This is a genomic window from Sivoneniella epilithica UHCC 1019 (genome assembly GCF_040830845.1).
Taxonomy (GTDB): Bacteria; Cyanobacteriota; Cyanobacteriia; order Leptolyngbyales; family Leptolyngbyaceae; genus ULC077BIN1.
Map to the genome: position 1 here is coordinate 1 of NZ_JBFPDP010000067.1, position 22,185 is coordinate 22,185.

General features: G+C 48.5%; 15 protein-coding genes and 1 tRNA gene. 4 read left to right on the forward strand and 12 right to left on the reverse strand.

Annotated elements, in window-relative coordinates; genetic code table 11:
* Window positions 1–103: 103 nt before the first annotated feature.
* Entirely contained in the window at window positions 104–4,429 is a 4,326-nt protein-coding gene (locus AB3R30_RS24410) for a chemotaxis protein CheB (protein WP_458651812.1), read from the forward strand.
* A 232-nt stretch (window positions 4,430–4,661) separates the two neighbouring features.
* Here AB3R30_RS24410 and dpsA read toward each other — a convergent pair whose 3' ends face one another.
* Both dpsA and AB3R30_RS24420 read right to left on the reverse strand, forming a co-directional pair.
* On the reverse strand, window positions 4,662–5,213 hold the full coding sequence (gene dpsA, locus AB3R30_RS24415; protein WP_458651813.1) for a DNA starvation/stress protection protein DpsA: 552 nt from the start codon (window positions 5,211–5,213) through the stop codon (window positions 4,662–4,664).
* Between the two features lie 411 nt (window positions 5,214–5,624).
* Entirely contained in the window at window positions 5,625–6,530 is a 906-nt protein-coding gene (locus AB3R30_RS24420; protein WP_458651814.1) for a methylenetetrahydrofolate reductase, read from the reverse strand.
* A 362-nt stretch (window positions 6,531–6,892) separates the two neighbouring features.
* Between AB3R30_RS24420 and AB3R30_RS24425 the strand changes: the two genes are divergently transcribed.
* Window positions 6,893–8,824, forward strand: coding sequence for a glycoside hydrolase family 10 protein (locus AB3R30_RS24425; RefSeq protein ID WP_458651815.1), 1,932 nt, complete (start codon window positions 6,893–6,895; stop codon window positions 8,822–8,824).
* 159 nt (window positions 8,825–8,983) lie between these two features.
* Window positions 8,984–10,993, forward strand: coding sequence for a DICT sensory domain-containing protein (locus AB3R30_RS24430; protein ID WP_458651816.1), 2,010 nt, complete (start codon window positions 8,984–8,986; stop codon window positions 10,991–10,993).
* Between the two features lie 67 nt (window positions 10,994–11,060).
* Here the strand turns inward: AB3R30_RS24430 and ilvD are convergent, their stop codons facing one another.
* Window positions 11,061–12,749 (reverse strand): dihydroxy-acid dehydratase, encoded by a 1,689-nt coding sequence (gene ilvD, locus AB3R30_RS24435; protein ID WP_458651817.1) that lies wholly within the window; start codon window positions 12,747–12,749, stop codon window positions 11,061–11,063.
* Window positions 12,750–13,013: 264 nt separating this feature from the next.
* Here ilvD and AB3R30_RS24440 point away from each other — a divergent pair, with 264 nt between their 5' ends.
* Window positions 13,014–13,307, forward strand: a complete 294-nt coding sequence (locus tag AB3R30_RS24440; RefSeq protein ID WP_458651818.1) for a hypothetical protein — start codon at window positions 13,014–13,016, stop codon at window positions 13,305–13,307.
* Between the two features lie 110 nt (window positions 13,308–13,417).
* Here the strand turns inward: AB3R30_RS24440 and AB3R30_RS24445 are convergent, their stop codons facing one another.
* The 9 genes from AB3R30_RS24445 to AB3R30_RS24485 all read right to left on the reverse strand — a co-directional run bounded on the left by AB3R30_RS24445 (window position 13,418) and on the right by AB3R30_RS24485 (window position 22,106).
* Window positions 13,418–14,893 carry a glycosyltransferase family 2 protein gene (locus AB3R30_RS24445; protein ID WP_458651819.1) on the reverse strand — a complete coding sequence of 492 codons (1,476 nt, stop codon included), beginning with the start codon at window positions 14,891–14,893 and terminating at the stop codon, window positions 13,418–13,420.
* A 124-nt stretch (window positions 14,894–15,017) separates the two neighbouring features.
* Window positions 15,018–16,412, reverse strand: coding sequence for an acyltransferase family protein (locus tag AB3R30_RS24450; protein WP_458651820.1), 1,395 nt, complete (start codon window positions 16,410–16,412; stop codon window positions 15,018–15,020).
* Between the two features lie 131 nt (window positions 16,413–16,543).
* Window positions 16,544–16,666: a hypothetical protein gene (locus AB3R30_RS24455; protein WP_458651821.1), complete on the reverse strand. Its 123-nt coding sequence runs from the start codon at window positions 16,664–16,666 to the stop codon at window positions 16,544–16,546.
* A 91-nt stretch (window positions 16,667–16,757) separates the two neighbouring features.
* The gene (locus AB3R30_RS24460; RefSeq protein WP_458651822.1) at window positions 16,758–17,903 is read right to left on the reverse strand and encodes a hypothetical protein; all 1,146 of its coding nucleotides are present in this window, start codon (window positions 17,901–17,903) and stop codon (window positions 16,758–16,760) included.
* Window positions 17,904–18,231: 328 nt separating this feature from the next.
* On the reverse strand, window positions 18,232–18,657 hold the full coding sequence (gene arfB, locus AB3R30_RS24465; RefSeq protein ID WP_458651823.1) for an alternative ribosome rescue aminoacyl-tRNA hydrolase ArfB: 426 nt from the start codon (window positions 18,655–18,657) through the stop codon (window positions 18,232–18,234).
* A gap of 64 nt (window positions 18,658–18,721) precedes the next feature.
* Window positions 18,722–19,594, reverse strand: coding sequence for an aldo/keto reductase (locus AB3R30_RS24470; RefSeq protein ID WP_458651824.1), 873 nt, complete (start codon window positions 19,592–19,594; stop codon window positions 18,722–18,724).
* 251 nt (window positions 19,595–19,845) lie between these two features.
* Window positions 19,846–19,965, reverse strand: a tRNA-Ser gene (locus AB3R30_RS24475).
* A gap of 30 nt (window positions 19,966–19,995) precedes the next feature.
* Complete coding sequence (locus AB3R30_RS24480; RefSeq protein ID WP_458651825.1) at window positions 19,996–20,268, reverse strand: hypothetical protein; 273 nt, start codon at window positions 20,266–20,268, stop codon at window positions 19,996–19,998.
* Window positions 20,269–20,366: 98 nt separating this feature from the next.
* Window positions 20,367–22,106, reverse strand: a complete 1,740-nt coding sequence (locus tag AB3R30_RS24485; protein WP_458651826.1) for a type IA DNA topoisomerase — start codon at window positions 22,104–22,106, stop codon at window positions 20,367–20,369.
* Window positions 22,107–22,185: the final 79 nt, after the last annotated feature.

Consider the following 22,185-nt stretch of genomic DNA (forward strand, 5'->3'; position numbering starts at 1 on the left):
GGTGCTAATTTAAAGAAATAGCCTTAGAGTCAGTCCTTTCAGAGTCTCCAACTAGTGTGTATGAATGCTGACACCCCCCCCCCCCCCCCCCCCCCCCGAACCTATGGCTGAAGAAAGCAATGAGGCGGCGCAAAACCCTGCTGAGGCTGGGTTTCCGATTGTGGGCATTGCGGCTTCGGCGGGTGGGCTTGAAGCATTCACACAGCTATTAAGCCATCTGCCCACAGATACAGGCATGGGGTTTGTGTTGGTGCAGCACCTCGCCCCAAATCATAAAAGTATGCTGTCTGAAATCTTAGGACGGGCAACCCAAATGCCTGTGAATGAGGTGGAAGATGGCGTGATGGTGGAGCCAAACCATATCTATGTGATTCCGCCCAATACTTCGATGACCTTAGTGGATGGAAGGCTCCAACTTGCCCCTCGTGAGAAGGTGTTTGGTCATGGTTATTTACCCGGAGATGCCCTATTTAACTCTTTGGCAGCCGATCGCGGACACAAAGCGATCGCTGTTATTCTATCGGGTGGCGATGGCGATGGATCTCGTGGCTTAACGGCAATAAAGGAAGCAGGCGGAATCACGTTTGCCCAATGCGAGGATAGCGCCCGGTTTGAGAGTATGCCAAACACCGCTGTGGCAACGGGCAACGTCGATTTTGTCTTGCCGCCGCAACAAATCGCTGAAGAAATTGCCAAGCTCAGCCGCCATCCCTTCATCGCGCAGTCGATATCGGTAACGGGTGCCCCTGCTAGCCCCACTAGCCTCAATCCCCTTTTTACGCTCTTTTCACTGTTGCGATCGATTTCTGGAGTCGATTTTTCACTCTATAAACGCACCACTCTCGATCGCCGAATTGAGCGACGGATGCTGCTCTATAAAATGGATCAACTGGATGACTACGTTCAATATTTGCAAACTCATCCGCCAGAAGTGAAAGCGCTCTATGAAGAAATTTTGATTCATGTGACCAGTTTCTTCCGCGACTCAGAAGCCTTTGACCTGTTGACCCAGCAAGTGTTTCCTCAAATTGTGCAAAACAACTCAGCGCAAAATAGCTCAGCCGATCCCATCCGGATTTGGGTGGCGGGTTGCTCCACAGGGGAAGAAGTGTATTCCATCGCTATTTGTTTGTTGGAATTTCTCAGAGCTAAAGCGATTCATCCATCGATTCAGATATTCGCCACGGATATTAGCAATGCGGCGATCTATAAAGCCCGAACGGGCATCTATGCAGCCAGTCAAATGGTGGAAGTGTCCCGCGATCGCCGCAGCGCCTTCTTCATTCCTCTAGAAAACGGCACTTACCAAATTTGTAAGGCTGTCCGGGAACTCTGCGTGTTTGCCCGTCAAGATTTAAGCAGCGATCCGCCGTTTTCCAACCTGGATTTGATCACTTGCCGCAACGTGTTGATTTACATGGGTGAAACCCTGCAAAAACGGTTAATGCCCATCTTTCACTACAGCCTCAAACCCTCTGGTTTCTTGATGTTGGGCACCTCAGAAAGCACCGGAAAATTTTCGGATTTATTTGAGTTGGTGGATCAGAAGTATAAAATTTACACCAAAAAGCTTAACTCTATCCGTCCTCGTTTTTCCTTCATCACCAGCAGCTATCCTATTGTTAAAGTGGAAGACCACCAACCCTTAGTACAAGTGTCATCGGATGTGTTTGATCTGCAAAAAGAAGCCGATCAACTCATTGCCGCTCACTATGCACCGGTGGGGGTTGTGATCAACGACAAGCTAGAGATTTTGCAACTGCGCGGCGACACCAACCCTTATCTTCAGTTTGCCCCCGGAAAAGCCAGCCTCAATTTGCTCAAAATCGTGCGTGAGGGATTGCTAGCAGACCTACGGGCAGCGATTCATCAAGCCCAGCAGCAAAACGTGACCGTGAGGAAAGAGGGCATCCCGTTAGAGATGAACTTGGTTTCAACCATCGTCACGCTCCAGGTCATTCCATTCAAGCCCTCTGTCGTTGAAGAGTTGTATTTTTTGATTTTGTTTGAAACCATTGCCACTGAGGAAAACAGCGCCACGCTACTTGCCCCCGATCCAGAAGATCCAGAGCAAGAGATAGTTCGGCTAAGACAGGCACTCACGGCAATTACAAGGGAGCAGATCGCGACTCAAGAATATCTGCAAACCCTAGTTCAAGAGCAAGACTATGTGAATCAAAATTTGAAGGTTGCCAATGAAGAAATTTTGTCGAGCAATGAAGAGTTGCAAAGCACCAATGAAGAGCTAGAAACTGCCAAGGAGGAAATTCAGGCAACCAACGAAGAACTGAATACGACTAACGAAGAACTTTGCACCCGCAATTCAGAGCTGTATCAAGCAAACAATGATTTGACAAATTTGCTTGCCAGTATCAACATTCCCATATTGATGTTGGCAAATGATCTGCATATTCGCCGATTTACCCCCATGGCGCAGCAGATGTTTAACCTGATTCCGGGAGATGCTGGACGACCCCTTAGCGATATTCGCACAAACCTCAATCTTCCAAATCTAGAATCACTGCTGTTAGAAGTGTTGGAAACGCTGGCAGTGAAAGAGCTAGAGGTGCAAACCCAATCAGGGCATTGGTATACGCTGCGGATTCGTCCGTATCGCACCTTGGAAAATCAGATTGATGGGGTCGTGATAGTGCTGCTCGATATTGACGGTTTAAAGCGAGGAGCCGCTGCCTTAGAAACTGCGCGAAACTATGCGGAGGCGATCGTGGAAACGGTGCAAGTGCCGTTGATTGTGCTAGATACTCAACTGCGAGTGAACACCGCCAACCGTGCATTTTATCAAACGTTTCAAGTTGCGCTGCCCGAAACCCAGCAGACGTTACTGTTTGACTTGGGCAATGGACAGTGGAATTTGCCCGAACTGCGATTGTTGTTAGAGGATGTGCTGGCAAACGATGTCAATCTCCATGATTTTGAAATTACCCATAATTTTGATCAGATTGGGCAGAAAACCATGCGGCTGAATGCGTGCAAATTTCAGTTGGGCGATACTCAAATGCTGCTGTTGGCGATCGCCGATATTACCGAGCAGCGACAGCTTGAAACCGAGCGATCGCACCTCTTAACGCTAGAACAAACCGCCCGTCAGCAAGCAGAAACTGCCAATCATGCCAAAGATGCGTTTCTCTCAAACCTGTCGCACGAACTCCGCAATCCGCTGCATATTATGTTGGGTTGGGCAAGTTTGCTACGCACCCACAAATTAGAAGAAGCCGCTGCCACTCGTGCCCTAGAAATCATTGAGCGCAGTGCTAAAGCGCAAAATCAATTAATTGAGGATTTGCTGGATATCTCTCGAATTACAAGTGGCAAGCTGCATCTTAATACCCAGTTGATTGATCTGGTTGGGGTCGTGCAAGGGGCGATCGAATCGGTGCAACTGTCGGCAGAGACAAAAAACATTCAACTGGTGCCGCAGATAACCTCAGTGATGGCGTTGGGCGATCGCGATCGGCTGCAACAAGTGCTATGGAACTTACTCACCAACGCAATTAAATTTACGCCTGCGGGTGGACGAGTGGAAGTGAAGTTAGAGAGTTATGAGTTCTCAATTTTGAGTTCTCAGTTAGAAGATTCAACTCAAAACTCAAAAGCGAAAAGCGGCGCTGATGCTAATAGAGTTCAAAACTCACAAACCTTAAATGCTCAGCACGAGAATTTAACTCAAAACTCTCCTCAAAACTATGCTCAAATCACTATCAGCGATACCGGGCAGGGAATCCGCGCCGAGTTTCTGCCTTACGTCTTCGATCGCTTCCGTCAAGGGGATTCTAGCAGCACTAAATCCAGTCAGGGTCTAGGCTTAGGCTTGTCGATTGTGCGCCATATTGTGGAATCGCACGGGGGCACGGTGCAAGCAGAGAGTTTGGGCGAGGGGCAAGGCACTACGATGATCGTGCGGTTGCCTTTGGGGAAAGCCCTGTTGGAGGTGCCACAAGTGCCAGAAGCTTTGTTGACAAGCACTAAGCTAGAACAAGTCGATAATCAGGCAGAATCGGTAGAGGAAATCATGCCGATCGCGCCTTCCCTAAAAGGGTTGCGGATTTTGGTGGTGGATGATGAATCCGATAGCCGAGATTTGATTCAATGGATGTTGGAAGATTTTGGAGCAGAGGTAATAGTTGTGGCATCAGCACAGGCGGCGATCGCGGCTCTGACTGAAACACTGAATAAATTTGATGTGCTGCTATCTGATATCGGAATGCCCGATGAAGATGGACTCTTCTTGATTCGACAAGTGAGAGCGATGGATGCGGCAACCGTCAGACAAATTCCTGCCGCTGCGCTGACCGCCTATGCCAGTGATCGTGACCGCCAACTCGCGATCGCGGCAGGGTTTCAAGTGCATATTGCTAAGCCTGTTCAGCCCATTCAACTGGCAGAGATCATTGTAGGCTTGGCAAAATAGAATTGAAGGATAGAGGGCAGCAGAACGCTGAATAAATTGATTTAAGATGTCGGCGAAGCGCGACTAAGAACCCTCACCCCAAACCCCTCTCCCGCAGGAGAGGGGCTTTCAGGAGATCTCTGGTTCCCTCTCCTGTGGGTGAGGGCTGATTTAGGCGGTTTCAAGAAAGTCGCCCATTGCGTTACTTTTGGTATAGTAGGGGCGATCGCTGTAGATAGAGAGCGGATAGACATTAGTTATTGGTTGCAACGTAAGCGAAGGTCAAACTATCTTTAGCTAAGAAGTGCGCTAGATGAAACGCTCGATCTTCGGTTTCCAACAAAATTTGTTCATACAATAACCGAGTCGCGCGATCGCCCAAACTTTCCGCTTGTCCCGCTTGCCGACGCAGCAGATTAATCACCGCTTGTTCCGCTTCCAAATCGTGTTCCACCATTTGACGGCAAGCATATTCACCATCAGGCTCAGGCGTAAAGCAGCACAATTCAGCCAGCTTGGTAAAACTAGCCACCGGAACGCCTCCCAAACCGTTTAAGCGTTCACCAATTTTATGAACATAGCCTTGCACTTGTTCATAGCTTTCGGCAAAGAACTCGTGCAGGGAATAAAACTCAGCGCCTTCTACAACAAAATGGTGCTTTTGATATTGCAGATACAGCGCTTGGAAACTTGCTAGGGCAAGATTCATTCCTTCCAGGATGGGCGTTGTAACCGACCGTTCAAATAAGACTGGATTATCGTTAACTTGGTCAAAAGGACGGACAGGAGCTTGCATTTCAGACATAATTTCCTCTCTTGGATGAACCCGGTGTTTTCAATAACGAGCAGTATTGATAATGTAGCACGCTAAAATCAACCTGCAACGGAGGGCTTTAGAGTTATCAAGAAAGCTTGTCAATAGAATCAGTAAATTCGCGATCGCTACTTCATTTCAAATGCTAAAACCTATAGCCACAAGCCCATTCAAATAAACTTAGATATTTAGATAGAAAATAGTAGATCACTAAATTTCTCACTAATAATCAGCTATTTAGATCATTTATTTGGAAGGTGTAAAAAGTTAACTAAAACATGATTTTGCACTTGTTGATTATTGACCTAGAGGGGGCAACTCAGAGCAATATCTACTCCATTTGAGGGCAGACAAAAATGCTTGATGTAGTGCGATCTCAACTGACCTCAATAGGTGCGATCGCTAACTCAGTGGTGGAATCCCTGCTAAATCAAGAATTTGTGGAATCAAATCTTCTCGATTCACTGCCATCATATGAACGCCTTGACAGAGTTCTCTCGCGTGTCTCACCTGTTCAGCAGCAATCACCATGCCTTCGTGGAGCGGATCAGCCGCCGCCCCCAGGCGATCGATGATCGCATCAGGAATGTGAACACCGGGAACGCAGCGGTTGATAAACTGGGCGTTTTTGGCTGACTTGAGTAGGAAAATGCCTGCCAAAATTGGTTTGTTAGACCCTACCGCCACTTGGGTCATGAACTTCTCTAGGCGATCGAAATCGGAGATCAACTGGCTCTGAAAAAACTGTGCCCCAGCCGCAAGCTTGCGTTCAAAGCGACGCTGTAGTCCCGACCAACTGCCACATTGAGGATCAACAGCCGCACCAACGAGTAACTGGGTTGCACCGTGAGGCAGCGGTTTATCATTAAAATCGAGTCCGCCATTAAGTTTGTGGATGAGATTCAATAAGCGCACTGATTCGAGTTCAAATACAGAGCGGGCATTGGGATGATCCCCTGCTTTTACCGGATCGCCTGTGAGTGCCAAAATCGTGTGAATGCCCAATGCATGTGCGCCCATTAAGTCGGCTTGCAGCGCGATCGCATTGCGATCGCGACAGGCAACCTGACAAATTGCCTCTATGCCATGCTGTTGTAAAATCACCGAGGCGGCTAGCGACGACATCCGCAACACTGCCCGACTGCCATCGGTGACATTGACCCCATGCACTCGCCCATTCAATAGGTGCGCCATAGACAGCATATGTGCTGGGTCGCCTCCTTTCGGTGGGGCAACCTCTGCCGTAATCAGAAAATCACCCGACTGAATTGCCCGATGAAAGGATGGAAGAGAAGAAGAACTAAGCATTGATGTAATACGGTAAGGCGTTGCAAAACAGAGTGCTTGCTATCAGCGTAGCTGCTACTTTATACAGTGAATGCACTCCTAGCAAATTCTTATTAGAAGTTTCTAAGTAGACGGATCTAATTAAACTTAGGATGCCACAAGCTACCCTCACCCTAAATCCCTCTCCCTAAGGAGAGGGACTTTGAGCACTACTCCCTTCTCCTTAGGGAGAAGGGTTGGGGATGAGGGTCTTCTGTTTAATTGCACTCAGCTACTTAGTTAAAAGTTTCTAGCTAGAAGTTTCTAGAACCTGCAAAAATTTCCTGACCAGCGGCTTCTGCCTGAGTTTGGGTAACATATGGCGTTCTGAGAAAATGGCATTTATGGCTAAGTATCGTTGGCAATCTACCGTTGCATGGTTGGTTTTACCCCTAACATCTTTAGGGTCACTGTTAACACTTCAAGTATCTGCTATGGCTCAAGTCCAGAGTAGTGATTTGCAGGGGCACTGGTCGCAGCAATGTATGACTGCCCTGGCAGATAAAAAAATTGTGGTGCCCTCCTCAGATGGGGTATTTCGACCCAATGCTGTCGTGTCGCGGGCGGAGTATGCGGCACTGGTGCAACGAGCGTTTCCAGGGATGAGCCAAAGCCAAAAGCCGATCGCCTTTCGAGATGTGCGCGCCGATCATCCCAATGCCAAAGCGATTCAATACATTCAGCAAACGGGATTTTGGCTAGGAGAAAAACGGGATGAGTTTAGACCCGGTGATTCAATGGCGCGATCGCAAGCCTTCGGCGGACTAGCAGCCGGATTACGCTACACTGCCAAACAGCGCGAATCGAAGGATTTAAGAGCCGCCTTTAAAGATGGCAGAATGGTGCCAGACTACACCAGAACGCCCGTTGCCGCCGCCTTGGAAAATCGCCTGATTATCAATCAGCCCGATCCCAAACGGTTTAACCCGAATCAGCCCATTACCCGCGCTGAACTCGCTGCGGCACTCTGCCAAGCCATGCCAACCACAACCGCTCTAGTCCCTACTCAATTTATTGCCAGCGCTCGTCCCAATTCACTGCCGCCTATAGGAGGGAAACCGGGAACGGGTAATGGCACTCCGGTTGGGTTTCCCGTGGTAGTTGTCCCGGTCATAACTAACCCTAGTCCACGTCCTCCACTGCCGCCGCTCCCCCAACCCAGTTTTCCCACCCAAGAAATTCGAGGAGTCTGGCTCACGAATATTGACAGTCGGGTCTTGTTCAATCCCCAACTGCTTCGTAGTGCGATTCAGGAACTCGGAACGCTCAAATTTAATACGGTCTATCCAGTTGTGTGGAATTGGGGCTATACGCTCTATCCTAGCCAAGTGATGCGGCAAGCGATTGGGGACGCGATCGACCCGCGAGAACCCGGACTGCGAGGACGTGATCCGTTGGCAGAACTGGTGCAATTAGGACGACAAAATAACATTGCTGTTATGCCTTGGTTTGAGTTTGGCTTTATGGCTCCTGCCGATTCTGAACTGGTGAAACGCAATCCACAATGGGTGACTCAGCGCAAAGATGGCTCCAAGGTTTGGAAAGAGGGCGAATACGATCGCGTGTGGCTCAACCCTTTTAAGCCTGAAGTGCAGCAGTTTATTTTGAACTTAGTAGACGAAATTGTGTCTAAATATGGCGTAGACGGTATCCAGTTTGATGATCACATGGGGCTGCCCTCCGAGTTTGGCTATGATGCTGAAACTGTGGCGCTCTACAAAAAAGAGAACCCCGGCAAAGAGCCGCCTGTGAATGCTAAAGATCCGCAGTGGCTCCGCTGGCGGGCAAACAAAATTACCGAATTTATGGGGCGGGTGTTTGCCATTGTTAAAGCCCGAAAACCTTACGCCACGGTTTCTTTATCTCCCAATTCACAAACCTTTTCCTATGAAAATTATCTGCAAGATTGGGTAAACTGGCGGCGATTGGGCTATGTGGAAGAAATTTTGCTGCAAGCTTATCGCACTGATCCAACTGGGTTTATTTCGGAACTGGTACAACCTGATATACAAGAGGCGAAAAAGCATATTCCCGTTGCGATCGGAGTCCTTACAGGATTGAGAAATAAGCCGATGCCCATGAGTATTATTGAGCAAAAAGTTCAAATTGCCCGCGATCGCGGCTTTTCCGGCATGTCGTTCTTCTTCTATGAAACTATGTGGAACCTCAGCAACGAACCGCTGCAAGATCGCAAATCCTCCTTTCAACGGATGTTTACTCCACCCGTGACTCGTCCTAGTCTTGTGGGCGGCTGGCTGCCTGCACCGTTGCCATAGGGCGAAGGGCGAAGGGCGAAGAACAATAAGAATCATACAAACCTTTCGGTGGCAAAGCTTAGGCAGTATAGTGAGCTTAGATTTCGCACTTCACTTTAGGAAAGGTCACCGCCTCCAAACGTGATACTTCCGCGTTTATCCAAGTAGAGTTCTATCTTGATGAGTCGCTCCCCTTCCATTCTGGAAGATCTGTTAGTTGCCCTCCCGGATCTGAGACCGCAAATCTACTTCAAGTCCTCTCTCACGGCGCTGTCTCATGCGATGGAGGATCAGGTTCTGGCGGGAACGGATCAGCCTGTGGTCATTGCCAGTTTTCAGAGGGAACGATTTTATCGCCAGGAAGCCCACCGCTATTTGAGAATCGCCGATCGCACCGAGCAGGTTTATGTGTTAGCAGCACCTGAAACTGATTTTGCGAATCGCTTTGATCACTATGAAACGATTGCCTTTGATTCAACTGATGCCCTTGCCCAAGAGTGGCATTTGGTTGTTGTGGGTTCTCAGTATGCCGCCTGTTTGATTTGTCGTGAACGGCAGGCTTATACGGCTCCTGGAGAATCATCTCTGCCCTTGCCGTCTGATCAATCTCGTCGCTTTGAAGGCATTTGGACGTTTGAGCGATCGGTTGCTTGTAAGGCAGCGGAGTTGCTGTTGGCGAAAGTATTGCGCTATCGTCCAGAACTTGCCAACAAGGTAGCCACCGCGCAAACCACATTGCTCAATAACACCCAAGCTCACTTTAATACAGTTGATCCAGGTCCTTTTGCCGAGCGATTGGTCACCTACATTCAAGCTGGACAATATAAGCTGCTGAAGGTGTATCGCTCCATTGCGGCTCAAGAACAACGAGAACGGCTAGTCAATTCGATTACCTCGGCAATTCGGCGATCGCTCGACCCTGACGAAATCTTTAAGGTTGCAGTGCAAGAATTGGGGCAAGCCTTACACGCCTCTCGCTGTTTAATCTATCGGTGTCGTGCTACAGATACCGCAGTGACTCTCCAGCATGAATCGCTAAATCACGGAGTGGACTCACTCATTGGGCACCGCTGGAACCTAGCAGACAATCCCCTGTTTCAGTTTGTGGCGCAGCATCAAGACCCAGTGTATGTACCTAACACTCAGGCGGATGTTTGGCTGCTGCGGGAACAGGAGGTTGTGGCACCGAGAGAGCAGGTACAACAGTGGGCGATCGCGGCTTGGCTGATGGTGCCTGTGGTACATCAAAATCGACTGCTGGGCATGGTGGAAGTGCATCATTGCAGCAATACAAATCATCATTGCAGCAACGCCAATCATGATTGGCATGAGAGCAACGTGGGGTTGATTGAGGCGATCGCCAACCAAATTGGGGTAGCGTTGATCCAAGCAGAAGCCTATGCCAACCTAGAAGACCTCAACCAACAGCTTGCCGCTCTCGATCGTACCCGCAGTAATTTAATCGCCATCACTGGACACGAACTGCGAACCCCGCTTTCCACAATTCAGGTATGTCTAGAAAGCCTCTCTACGGAACCCGACATGCCGGAAGAATTGCGTCAAGTGATGCTCAATGCGGCATTGACCGACGCAGAACGGATGCGAAAACTAATCCAAGATTTTTTGACGCTCTCTCAACTGGAAAGCGGCAGAATTCAGTGGCATGTAGAACCGCTTCCCCTGCAAGAATGTGTTGATCTTGCTCTCAGCAGCCTGCGATCGCGGCAATTGGACGGGGGCTTACCCGAAATCACGGCTCAAGTGTCGCCCGAACTGCCGTTGATTCAAGCCGATGGTGAATGGGTGGTGGAAGTCTTATCGAAACTGCTAGACAACGCCTGCAAATTTACTGAACCCACCGGAAAAGTGGTGATTCAAGCTCAGTCCAACGGTGGCAGAATGCTAGAAGTGACCGTTTCTGATACGGGTCGTGGCATTGAATCCAATCGCCTAGAAACAGTCTTTGATCGCTTCTATCAAGAAGAAGGTGCCCTGCGGCGATCAACAGGAGGCACCGGGCTAGGGCTTGCCATTTGCCGCCAAATTGTAGTGGGTTTAGGCGGACGCATCTGGGCAGAATCCGCAGGCAAAGACCGGGGCAGCCAGTTCCATCTAACCTTACCCATCTCTTCACAAGAAAAAGAAGAGAAACCCGCCAAAATCACTCGTAGCTCAAAAGCTCGTCGCTAAACTGCTGGTTTGTAGGATGCGTTACGGCTAGCGTCTAACACATCCTACTTGAATCCCCATACGGACTTTATGGACTGACGTGTAGATCGGTGACGGCACCCAAGCTGCTAGAAGAAACTAGCGTGGCATATTTTGCCAACACGCCAGAGGTGTAGCGGGGTTTTGGTTTTTGCCACGCAGCGCGGCGCAGTGCCAACTCTTCATCCGACACATTCACCTGCAATAGACGGGCAGCGGCATCAATGGTGATGGAGTCATTTTCTTGAACTAAGGCGATCGCGCCTCCCACATAGGCTTCAGGAGCCACATGACCCACGACTACGCCATAGGTGCCGCCAGAAAAGCGCCCATCGGTAATCAAGCCCACCGAATCGCCCAAACCTGCTCCAATAATCGCTGAGGTGGGAGCCAACATTTCTCGCATACCGGGTCCCCCTTTTGGTCCCTCATAGCGAACGACAATCACATCACCTGCGACAATTTTTCGTGCCAAAATTGCCTCCAGACAGGCTTCTTCCGAGTCAAACACTCGTGCAGGTCCCGTAATTTGGGCTTTCTTGATGCCTGTGATTTTAGCAACTGCGCCTTCAGTTGCTAGGTTGCCTTTGAGAATTGCCAAATGTCCAGTGGCATACATGGGATTGCTCCACGGACGGATGATATCCTGGTCAGGGCTAGGTTCATCGGGCACCTGTTTCAACCGTTCGGCGATCGTTTCTCCCGTAATCGTGAGGCAATCGCCATGCAGCAAGCCATGATTCAGCAACATTTTCATCACTTGGGGAATGCCGCCTGCTCGATGCAAATCTGTAGCGACATAGCGACCCGAAGGCTTGAGGTCACACAGCACGGGCACACGAGCGCGAATGGTTTCAAAATCATCTAGCTTTAAATCAACTCCAGCAGAGTGGGCGATCGCTAGAAAGTGCAACACCGCATTAGTTGAGCCACCGACTGCCATGATCACCGCGATCGCATTTTCAATCGACTGGCGGGTGATGATATCGCGGGGACGCAGGTTATGGCGAATCGCTTCTACCAAAACTTTTCCTGCCAGCGCCGTATTCTCTGCTTTTTCCGAGTCTGCCGCTGACATTGTGGAAGAATACATCAGGCTCATACCCATCGCTTCAAAAGCAGAAGACATCGTATTTGCCGTGAACATACCACCACAGGAACCTGCACCAGGGCAAGCATTGCGCTCGACTGCTGTGAGTCGCGCCTCGTCAATTTTGCCAGCGCTATATTGCCCAACTGCCTCAAACGAACTCACGACGGTCAGATCTTCCCCTGCCAAGTTTCCTGGCTTAATGGTGCCGCCATAAACAAACAGTGCCGGAATATTCATCCGTGCCATTGCAATCATGGCACCGGGCATGTTTTTATCGCAGCCCCCGATCGCCAACACGCCATCCATACTTTGTCCATTACAAACGGTTTCAATCGAGTCGGCAATCACATCCCGCGACACCAGGGAATACTTCATCCCTTCAGTGCCCATAGAAATGCCGTCACTGATGGTAATCGTGCCAAAAATTTGGGGCATCCCACCCGCCAAGCGAATGCCTGCTTCCGCCTCTGCTGCCAAGGGCGCAATCCCCATGTTGCACGGGGTAATGGTGCTATGGGCACTAGCAACGCCTACAATCGGCTTGCTAAAATCGCCATCACCAAATCCCACGGCTCGCAGCATGGCACGGTTGGGCGATCGCTGCACACCCTCAGTAACAACCTTACTTCTCCAATTTTCAGACATTTCGTTTTTCCACATTTAAATCAGCAGTTTAGCTTTCCTAATTTTCGCAGAACACTTGCTGCGTTATAGTGTTTTCTGTTCGGAACCGATTTTTTTCTGAGCAGTCTAGATCAGCAGAGAAGATTATTATGGCAACGGATAAATAGGTTAGGACACAAAGATCCTTGATAAATCAAGAATAACGGACGGTTGTTGTCTTGACCTTTCCTTGTACTGCTATGAAAGTCATTTGGTAAATCGGGTTCAGTGAATATAAAGGAAAGCATGTTAAGTAGTCAGCATTCAGTCAAATCTTCAATTCGCAGCCGCAACGGTCGGTTTCGTAAGCCTAGCAGCAAAGAACTCGATCTGTTGCTGTTAGCAGGATGCTCTTGTTTAATGACAATTTTGTATCATCCTGTCGCAGAAGCACTGCAAACGGCTCCAACGAGTGGATCGAGCGCCGCGATCACCACAACTACTAGCAAAACCGCTGTGAATGCCATGAATAGCTTTCATTTGATTTCCCAATCTTCTCGCCCTCAAAATCAAGATGAGGAAGAAACCCTCAAAGAATGAAGAGTTACGAAGTTCGAGTGAAAGCGAATAACTCTAGTTCTCTTTTGAAATTCGCCGTATCGCTCTACTGAATATTCGCCACTCGCCATTCTTCATTCGCCATTCGCTCGTTACTCCCGACTCCCCACGCCGCCCACTGGAGCTAACATCGGCGGGGCTTCGGGCGACACAATCCGAGTCGGCTGCTTGCCACGGGGAGTAACAACCCAGTGGCTATGTCCATGTAAATGGTCATAAAGCCCCACCACAGAGATCATATTTTTGAGAGTGGTATACAAAAAGATAAGAATCGCATGTTGGGCAAAATAGTAAACTGGGTAGCGGATGTATGAAACCCGCATGGTCACTATTGTTTGATAGATGCCACTGAAGAAGGTAATTACGGTGCTAAACCAAAGGTAGGCATTATCCGATTGGGGCAGGTAGCCATGGAACAAAAATAAGCTCAAAATGAGTGGCAGAATTTGTAGCGCTAGGAGGGAATAGATAACACAGTAATAGAGCAAATAAGTCCAGTAGAACTTTTGCTTGAGGGTGAGGTGTTTAGATTTCCACACGCGCCGTTGATACTTGAAGCTGACTTCTAGCCAGCCCTGCGCCCACCGTTTGCGCTGAAACCAAAATGAGTTGAAATCAATGGGGGCAAGTTCGGTGGCAATAATGCTGCGATCGTGGAGAATATGATATCCATTCAGCAATGTCCGCAGCGTTGCATCAATATCCTCCGTCATCATCATCGGGTTAAACCGAATCCGCTTTAAAACGGCGGTTTGCCAGTAGCCATTGGAACCACCAAAAATAGTGGAGTCAGTCAAAAACGATTTGGCAGGATGGCTTACACCATAGAGGGATTCAAACTCAACGGCAATGTTTTGGGTGAGTAAGTTGTGTCCGTGATTGCGGATAATGTTACGCCCTTGCACTACGTCATAATCTTGCTCTAGCCAGCGCCATGCCCGCAAAAAGCAATCTGGAGATGGATGATGGTCGGCATCTAAAATACAGGTCACTTCGCCTGTAACGATTTCTAAGGCAGCATTTAAGTTCTCGGCTTTGGAATGGCTGCCATCCACTCGTAATAAACGTAGTTCAGTATGGATTTGGGCAAAGACTCTCAGGTCATCTTCAATAGCCAAGTCTATGGGGGTGTTGTATGCCAGGATGACTTCTAGCCCTGCCTCTGGGCGATAGACCGTGTTGATAATGTGGCGTAATGTTTCTAAAATAATGTCTTGTTCGTTGGGCAGATAGGCAGCTACGATAATAGAACAGCGGGGAAGGGCAGTGGTTGGGGTAGGTCGTTGAGAACCGCTAAACCCTAGGGCTACTTTGATGGAATGAACGAAATTATCCCAGCGATCGCCGCCTGTTTTTTTAGTTGGAACAGCAAATCTACGAAATAGAGCCGTGGAAGCTTCCAAAAGAATCATTAAGGAGCTAAAGAGAAAAAATGTGGCGATCGCCATATGGACATTGACCAGTGGCAGCCCTCCCATCCGTAGACAAAAATAAAAGATGGTGGGAATTCCAATCATTAAGACATGGGTATAGATCAGCTTATGCAGATCGACTGACCACTTCTTCACGTAAGCTATCCTCCAATCGTTAGGGTAAATTGTTGAGCTATTTGTAGAAGCCTTCGCACGCCTATTGGCAGACACTCCAATATGAGCGCCATGACTGGACTACCTAAGTACTTATGGCTTCTCATCATCGGAAGTGTTTTCCGGCAGGTTCTAACTCCTCTTCGTGTACCCACAGCGATCGCCGACCATCGCTCACCTGGCACATAAAAAATTCCTGCTCATCCAATAGCTTTTCTACTTTCAGCACAATCCACCCCACCTCACTCCGATAGCACACTTTATCACCCACTTGCGGTTCCTTAAAACGGCGCTGCACGGAAGGGGATTTTGTTAAAACATAATCCACATCTCGCAGCAAACCCAAGACAATCCGTTGAATTAAAGGACTGATATAAACTGTTAAGACGGCTAAAACAAGGGTCATGCCAATCATCATGGGTAGCATCACAGCATACCGTGTTGCATCACCTTGGACGACCAGTTGCAAGCTGCGATCGACGACCAATCCATGTAACAGAAAGAACGTATAGCTATAGCCGCCCATTGTGATAAAAAATAGGGCAATTTGTCTTTGTTCTGCCAGAATGCGACACATGACCATGCAGCCTAAGCCCAAGCCGATAGAGAGTAGTAAATCTGCAAAAATCCATCCCCAAGTATAGAACTGACCGATAAAACCAGCGACATAAATTAGAGCGCCAATTGTTAAAGCACGGGGATAGCTCCAGTAGACAGGTCCTTCATCCTTTAGATAGAGATCTCCAACTGCCATCCCGATCGCAAACGTGCCCAACTTAGACAAAAATACGGCGAAGGGTTGCCAGCCTGCGGACGTATCCCAAATCACATAGGTGGGATGTCCCCCTAACCCATAAATTGCGATCGCTCGATAGCTAAGCGTCAGAAAAATACAGACCCCAACTAAATTTGCGGTTCCCCAGCGCTGGAGTAGCTGCCACAAGAAAGGAAATAGTATCGCAAAGCTAAAAATGAGTGAAACAAACCACCACGATCCGCTAGTCGCCATTAGCATCTCCCCGTTGTAGTCATACACTAAGGGAAAACTAATGCCTGCAAAAACATACCAGGGATTGGGAAAATCAGTTTTAAACGCCAGAGCGATCGCCCACAGTACAGGAAACGATAGCCACAACACCGCCCAAAAAGGAAATAAAATTTGGAGCAATCGCCGCCTTAAAAATTTTCCAACGTCTAACGACTTTCCCTTCAGCGACAGCATCAAACTAAAGCCACTAATCAGCACAAAGACATCAATAAACTGAAACCCAAACCAGGATGGCAAGCTTAAAAAATAGGGCAATGCTCCTTGCTTAGGAAAGGTACTCATTGCGGTTGCCAAATGACGTAGATTGCTGACTAATCCAGTCGGTTGAGGCGTATATGCGGAGCCTGTAAACCCCATTTGAGCGTAGTAAAGCAGTAGCATCACCACCGCAAGGATGCGAATTCCTTCTAACCAAGCTAGACGCTGATACCGATCTGTCCGTTGATTAATCATCTATAGTGTTGTCTTTTTTCTCTGTTATTAGGAGATAGGGATAGGAGTGTTCACAAGGCAGCTTAAATGATTACCAATGGTATTTAGAGAGTCAGAATCAACTATGATTTTCGCTTATTTCCGTTGTCTTCCTAGGAAACGGCAATCATCTCAAAAATCAAGAACATCGTTTGGGTGAATAAATAGTTTTGGGCGATCAAAATCTTTTGGGCGATCAAAGTTAGAGATCGCCACCCTACGCCGTTTTTAGGCATGGCGCTACCAAAAAGACAACCGCTAAAATACAAGTCTGCTTCTCATAAGATGGCTCTCTTTCAATCGCCCATTAGATACTTCGTTAGATACTTACCCTTCGCTAGCTGGTTCACTCCGCTTCACAGGTTTTGGAGGAGGCACAGGGCGAGAACCCGTCACAGGGCGAGGAGGCACGCCATTTCGGGGAGTGCTGCCTGTAGGGGGTCTGCGTCCAAATTGGGGTCTACGACGACCGCGATCGTCTCCATCTTTAGATCGTTTTTTAGGCGGTGCCAATCCAATGCAGGTGCCATCTGCAATCGTCAAAGCAACACCTTGAAGCTTAATATTGAGATCCCAAAAGTAGCCCACTTGACGCGGGTTTTCTAGCTTGCCATGCAAAGGCAGTTTGAATGCTTTTGCTTTTTGAGAATTCTTGCGGGGAGCCTGCTGAATCTTAACAACCAAATAGGTCTCATCTGGGGCAACATAGACAATTTCGCCACGAATGGAAAAATAGCGATCGTGTAAATCTGCATCAGTTGGAGTCGTTGGTACAACTTCAGCCTCTTGTTCTTCAGCATCGCTTTGTTTAAGGGTTTCTGGCTCCCAAACCCCCACAATTTGTAGATGAATATCTGGCTCTCCTTCACGGGTACGCGGATAAACAACCCAAAGATGATCTTTTTCTAGGTCAATATGATTTCGTACTAAACTCATGACTCGACCCAGCAGCACCGCTTTAAGCAGAGTTCCGTCTGGAGTGAGCATTTCACCTCGCGTAAACTCATCCTCAACAGCGGTATAACGCCCCCGCACTAGCCCGATCGCCCGATACTGCTTCGGCTCACTGGGTGGCGGAATGGGATGCTGTCGGAGTGCAGCTTGAGTGGCTGTATCAGTCTCGTTATGGGGTGTTGTGGCTGCATTAGATGAAGCTGAAACTACTGTAGGAGCTACAGGTTCAGACTTAGGAGCAGGCACGACTTTTGCGATCGCGGGAGTGACAGCGGGAGGAGTTGGGGGACGGTTAACCGGACGCGCTAGGGGACGACGCAACGTAGGTGTTACCTCCGTAGAAGCAGATTTTGCATCTTCGCGACCCTCCTCAGTGTTGGCATCCTCAACTTTGACAGTCTCGTTTTTGGGATGTTCCGCGATCGGTGGCTCAGTCACAGGTAAAGACTGTTCCGATTGAATAGGTTCAGTCGGAGTATTTTTAGAAGATTGGGGAGACGAATCAGGCAAGGGGCTCATAGGCTTTTATTCAGGCTGGGTCAAGGCTGCATCGGTTGGTTACTTTACTGATTGCAAATTAAAAATGAGCGGATCAGAAAAGTTTGTGCAATTTTTACACAATAAGTATCTAAAAAGAATTCTGTGCTTTACGGAAGCTTAACTGTCCTACTACAGGCAAAACAGAAAAGTTACACATCACATCCAGAAAAGTCATTCTTAACACTTGCCAACCTAAGACAGCAATAGCGATGCACCCATCATATCGAAAAGCTAGCAATGCGCTGCTTATTCTCCAATGACTCAACTTTGGAATGCTGTGGGCGATCGCGCAATATTGCCCTCTTTTTCAGAAAAAATCGCCACCCGCAAGGTTTTTTCTAAACGCTTTGGTGTCTCCCCGTTTACTTTTGCGATCGAGACGCTTTTCTTGAGAGCGACGGGTTGGCTGACTGAGTTTGCGCTTTTTAGGAACTATCACTGCACTTCTAATTAAGTCTTGCAGTCGTTTTAGCGCTTCTTCGCGGTTTTGTTCTTGGCTGCGATGTTCCTGAGCCTTGATGACGATAACGCCGTCTTTGGTAATGCGCTGATCGTTTAGTTGCAAGAGTCGCTCTTTGTAGCGATCGGGCAGGGAAGAAGCAGAGATATCAAACCGTAGGTGAATGGCTGATGCCACTTTGTTCACATTTTGCCCACCGGCTCCTTGAGAACGAATAGCACTGATTTCGATTTCATTAGCAGGAATGGTCACAGTGTTGAAAATTTGTAGCATTGTTGAGCAATTGACGACTTGACTGTGGAGTTTGGCTTAGGGCGATCTCAGTCCTTCTCAAAACTTATATTAATGTTGCCTGATCAATTTTCTCAACCTCTATCGTGGATAAATCTAGGTCAGCCGCTTTTACCGAATCTTCAATGCTGCTTACTTTACTTGCTCCTGGAATTGGCACCACACAAGAAGACTTTGCCCGCAGCCATGCCAACACTAGGCAATATACCGACACGTCTTTTTCTTGGGCAAGCTGGGCGATCGGCTGAATTTCTGGCAAGTTTTTGACGCGGCGGCTTCCTCCCAAAGGACTCCACGGCAAAAAAGTGAGTGTTTCTTGCTCACAATATGCCAACACGCCATCCTGTTCTGGTTCACGATACCAGGGATTGTATTGATTCTGCACTGAAACAATATCAACCACCTCTCTCGCTTGTTGAATCTGCTCTACTGAGAAATTAGATACGCCCACATAGCGGATGAGTCCTGCTTCAACGGCTTCTCGCACGGGCGCAAGCGATGCCGAAATTGAATAGACTGGATCAGGCGCATGATATTGCCAGAGAGCGATCGCCTGCTTGCCACCCAACGCTTCAAAGCTTTCGCGAATTGTTTGCCGCAAGTGGTCTGGGTTGCCGTTGCGAGTCCAAGACCCATTGGGGCGCATCAATCCCCCTTTTGTGGCAACAATCACCTGGCTAGTATTGCCGTTATATTGCTGCAATGCCTTGGCAAACAGGCGCTCATTGTGATGTTTGTCGGTTTCGTCCTGACAGTAGGAATCGGCTGTGTCCAGCAATGTGACACCCAGATCCAAAGCACGATGAACTACGGCGATCGCCTCTGCTTCACTTGGTCTTCCACTTAAAGAAAGCGGCATTCCACCGAGTCCAATCGTGCTAATTGAGACCGAAGTTGCGCCTAACTGTTGGGTTTTCATTATTCCTTCAAGCGATATGAAGTTAGTTTGCTTTTAGCATACTCTAGCAACCGCGATCACTCCATCTGTCAAAAGGCTACGCTGCCCAAGTTTGAAGATAAGGTGACCACTAGGAAGTGTATACTTTCGGACTATAGAAAGCGGCTAGCTGTTCGACCCGATTGGGTGGAGAATGACTTGGATTTTTCTAGGTAGCTTTTTTTAAGACCTTTAAAATGGCAAAACCGCCCATTACAAGCGGTTTCAACCTATCGGAGCGGCGAGATTCGAACTCACGCCCCCTACTACCCCAAAGTTGTAATGTAACCCTGTAAAAGATTGCTGTAATGGTTTCGTAGCACTTGCAATAAAAATAATCCCCTTACTCTCCCCAATAACGATAACGGCTGTCCAGATTCTAACTAAGACAAACAACGGGCAGCGATCGCACAATCACCCGCAGCGGTCAACAAGAACGCGAGAAATACTTGCGGATATTGCTTTTGACTTGAAAAATCCAAGTTGGCAAAACCAAACACTAACCAGAACGTTTGACTCCTTAGAGGGTGTGACGAAGATGGGTTATGTTCCCTACATCTGATGCCTTGTTGAATTGCCGCTTGGTTTCGGCGACTCATCATCTTGAGCAAAGAGATGGGCGTAAAAGTTGTCTCGGACATGATAGAGGAAACCATTGTTTTATCTCGCTGATGAGGTGTGTTTAGTTAGTGTGTGGGCAGATTAAGATCTCAATTGCTCGTTGACAAAACGATTTCAGTTTTTTTCGTGTTCATTACGCCACCTTACCCTTCGACTTTTTCCTGCTGCTACTAGCAGGCTTTGTGCCACTGACAGCAGGCTTTGCTCCTTTCTCCGTGGATGGGTTCAGTCCAGTGTTGGGATTCCAAAATTCGCCCTTGCTGGTCAAAAAATACACCTCATTTTTATGATTTGGCTTGCTCCTAGCTTCAATGTCAGAGCAACGCATCATCGCTTTGTCTTGTCCCTCCTTCTGGTAGCGATAGATTTCCAGGTTGGAGCTACAGACCTGACAAGCGAACTCCGTTGCTTCACCAGGTTTCGGTGCTGGTCTAGCTGGCTCATCGCCCTTTCTAATCCAGCTTGCCAAACCGACATTCCAAAAAAAGATCACATCTTCACAGCCTTCTAAGCACTTAAGGTAATGATCCTTGCCGCGCATTTTACTCGCATCTTTTGGACGCTTAATCGTCAACGGTCGATCGCACTCTGGGCACTTCACATCTGAATACTCTCTGGATTCTTGAACCAGTTGTCGTCCGATTCCATCCAGCGCCGGACGCAGTTGATTAAAGTAGAACTCCAGCATCATCGGCTTCCATTCCCGTTTTCCTTCAGCGATTTCATCCAATTGCTTTTCCATTCCAGCCGTGAACTTAGTGTCTACAAGCTGCGGGAACACCTTGCCCACAAATTCATCAGTCTTTAGCCCTGTTTCCGTGGGAATCAGATTCTTCTTCTCAACCCTCACATAACCGCGATCTTTCAATCCACTCATGATCGTGGCGTAAGTGGAGGGGCGACCAATGCCGTATCTTTCTAGCACCTGAATCAATCGAGCTTCAGAGAATCGACCAGGCGGACTGGTTTTCTTCGCTTCATGCCATGCCTTCTCCAGCTTCAGCGTGGAACCTTCCTGCAAAATTGGCAGTTCAGAGTCACCACCTGACTCTTTCCAAATTTCCGTATAGCCAGGGGATAGCATGACGGACCCGCGGGCAACCCAGAACGTAGAATCCGCTTGAATCTGAACCACCGATTTATTGAACTGTGCTGGGGCACATTGGGAGGCGATCGCCCGTTGCCAGATTAGGGCATAAACTGCCTGGTGCAGGTCGTCAAACCCTTTTAACTGTTCTGGGGTTTCTTCCACATGGGTCGGTCGAATCGCTTCGTGTGCGCCCTGACTCCCTGCCTTATCTTTGTGTCCCGTGACTTTATCGGGCACTAAGTTCGGTTTGTGGTGCTGTAGCCATGCTTTTACCTCTTCAGAAAATTCAGGAGACAGAGAAACCGAATCCGTCCGATGGTAAGAAATTTTGCCCTCTTCAAATGGCTTCTGAGCAATCTTCATCGTCTGCTCTGGAGCTAATCCCATCTTGACGCTGGCAACCTGCTGAAGGGCTGAGGTGGTCAACGGTGCTGGCGGCGTTTTGCTTGCCTTCTTGCCTTCAAACTTAATCACCTGATGGGGTCTTGCTTGAGAGATCGCCAGAATAGCGTCGGCTTCATGCTGGGACGAAACACGAGTTCCAGTATCCTCTTCAACCGCAGAGAGATCGGCTGCATCATCCACAGGGGAATCACTTTCGTCTACCTGTGCTGCTTGCGCCTTCCCTACATAGGTTGCCTGGAACCCTTCACCATACTGGGCAAATATCGCCCAATATGGCACAGGCTTGAAATTGCGAATCTGTTTTTCGCGATCGCAGACAATGCGGAGCGCTGGCGACTGCACCCGCCCAGCGGATCGCCCAACCCCTGCCTCAATCACTAAGGCAGGGTGGTTTCATGTTAGCCAGCGAAAAACTTGATGGATTTGGTTGGCAAGATCGCGAATGCAATCAGGAATA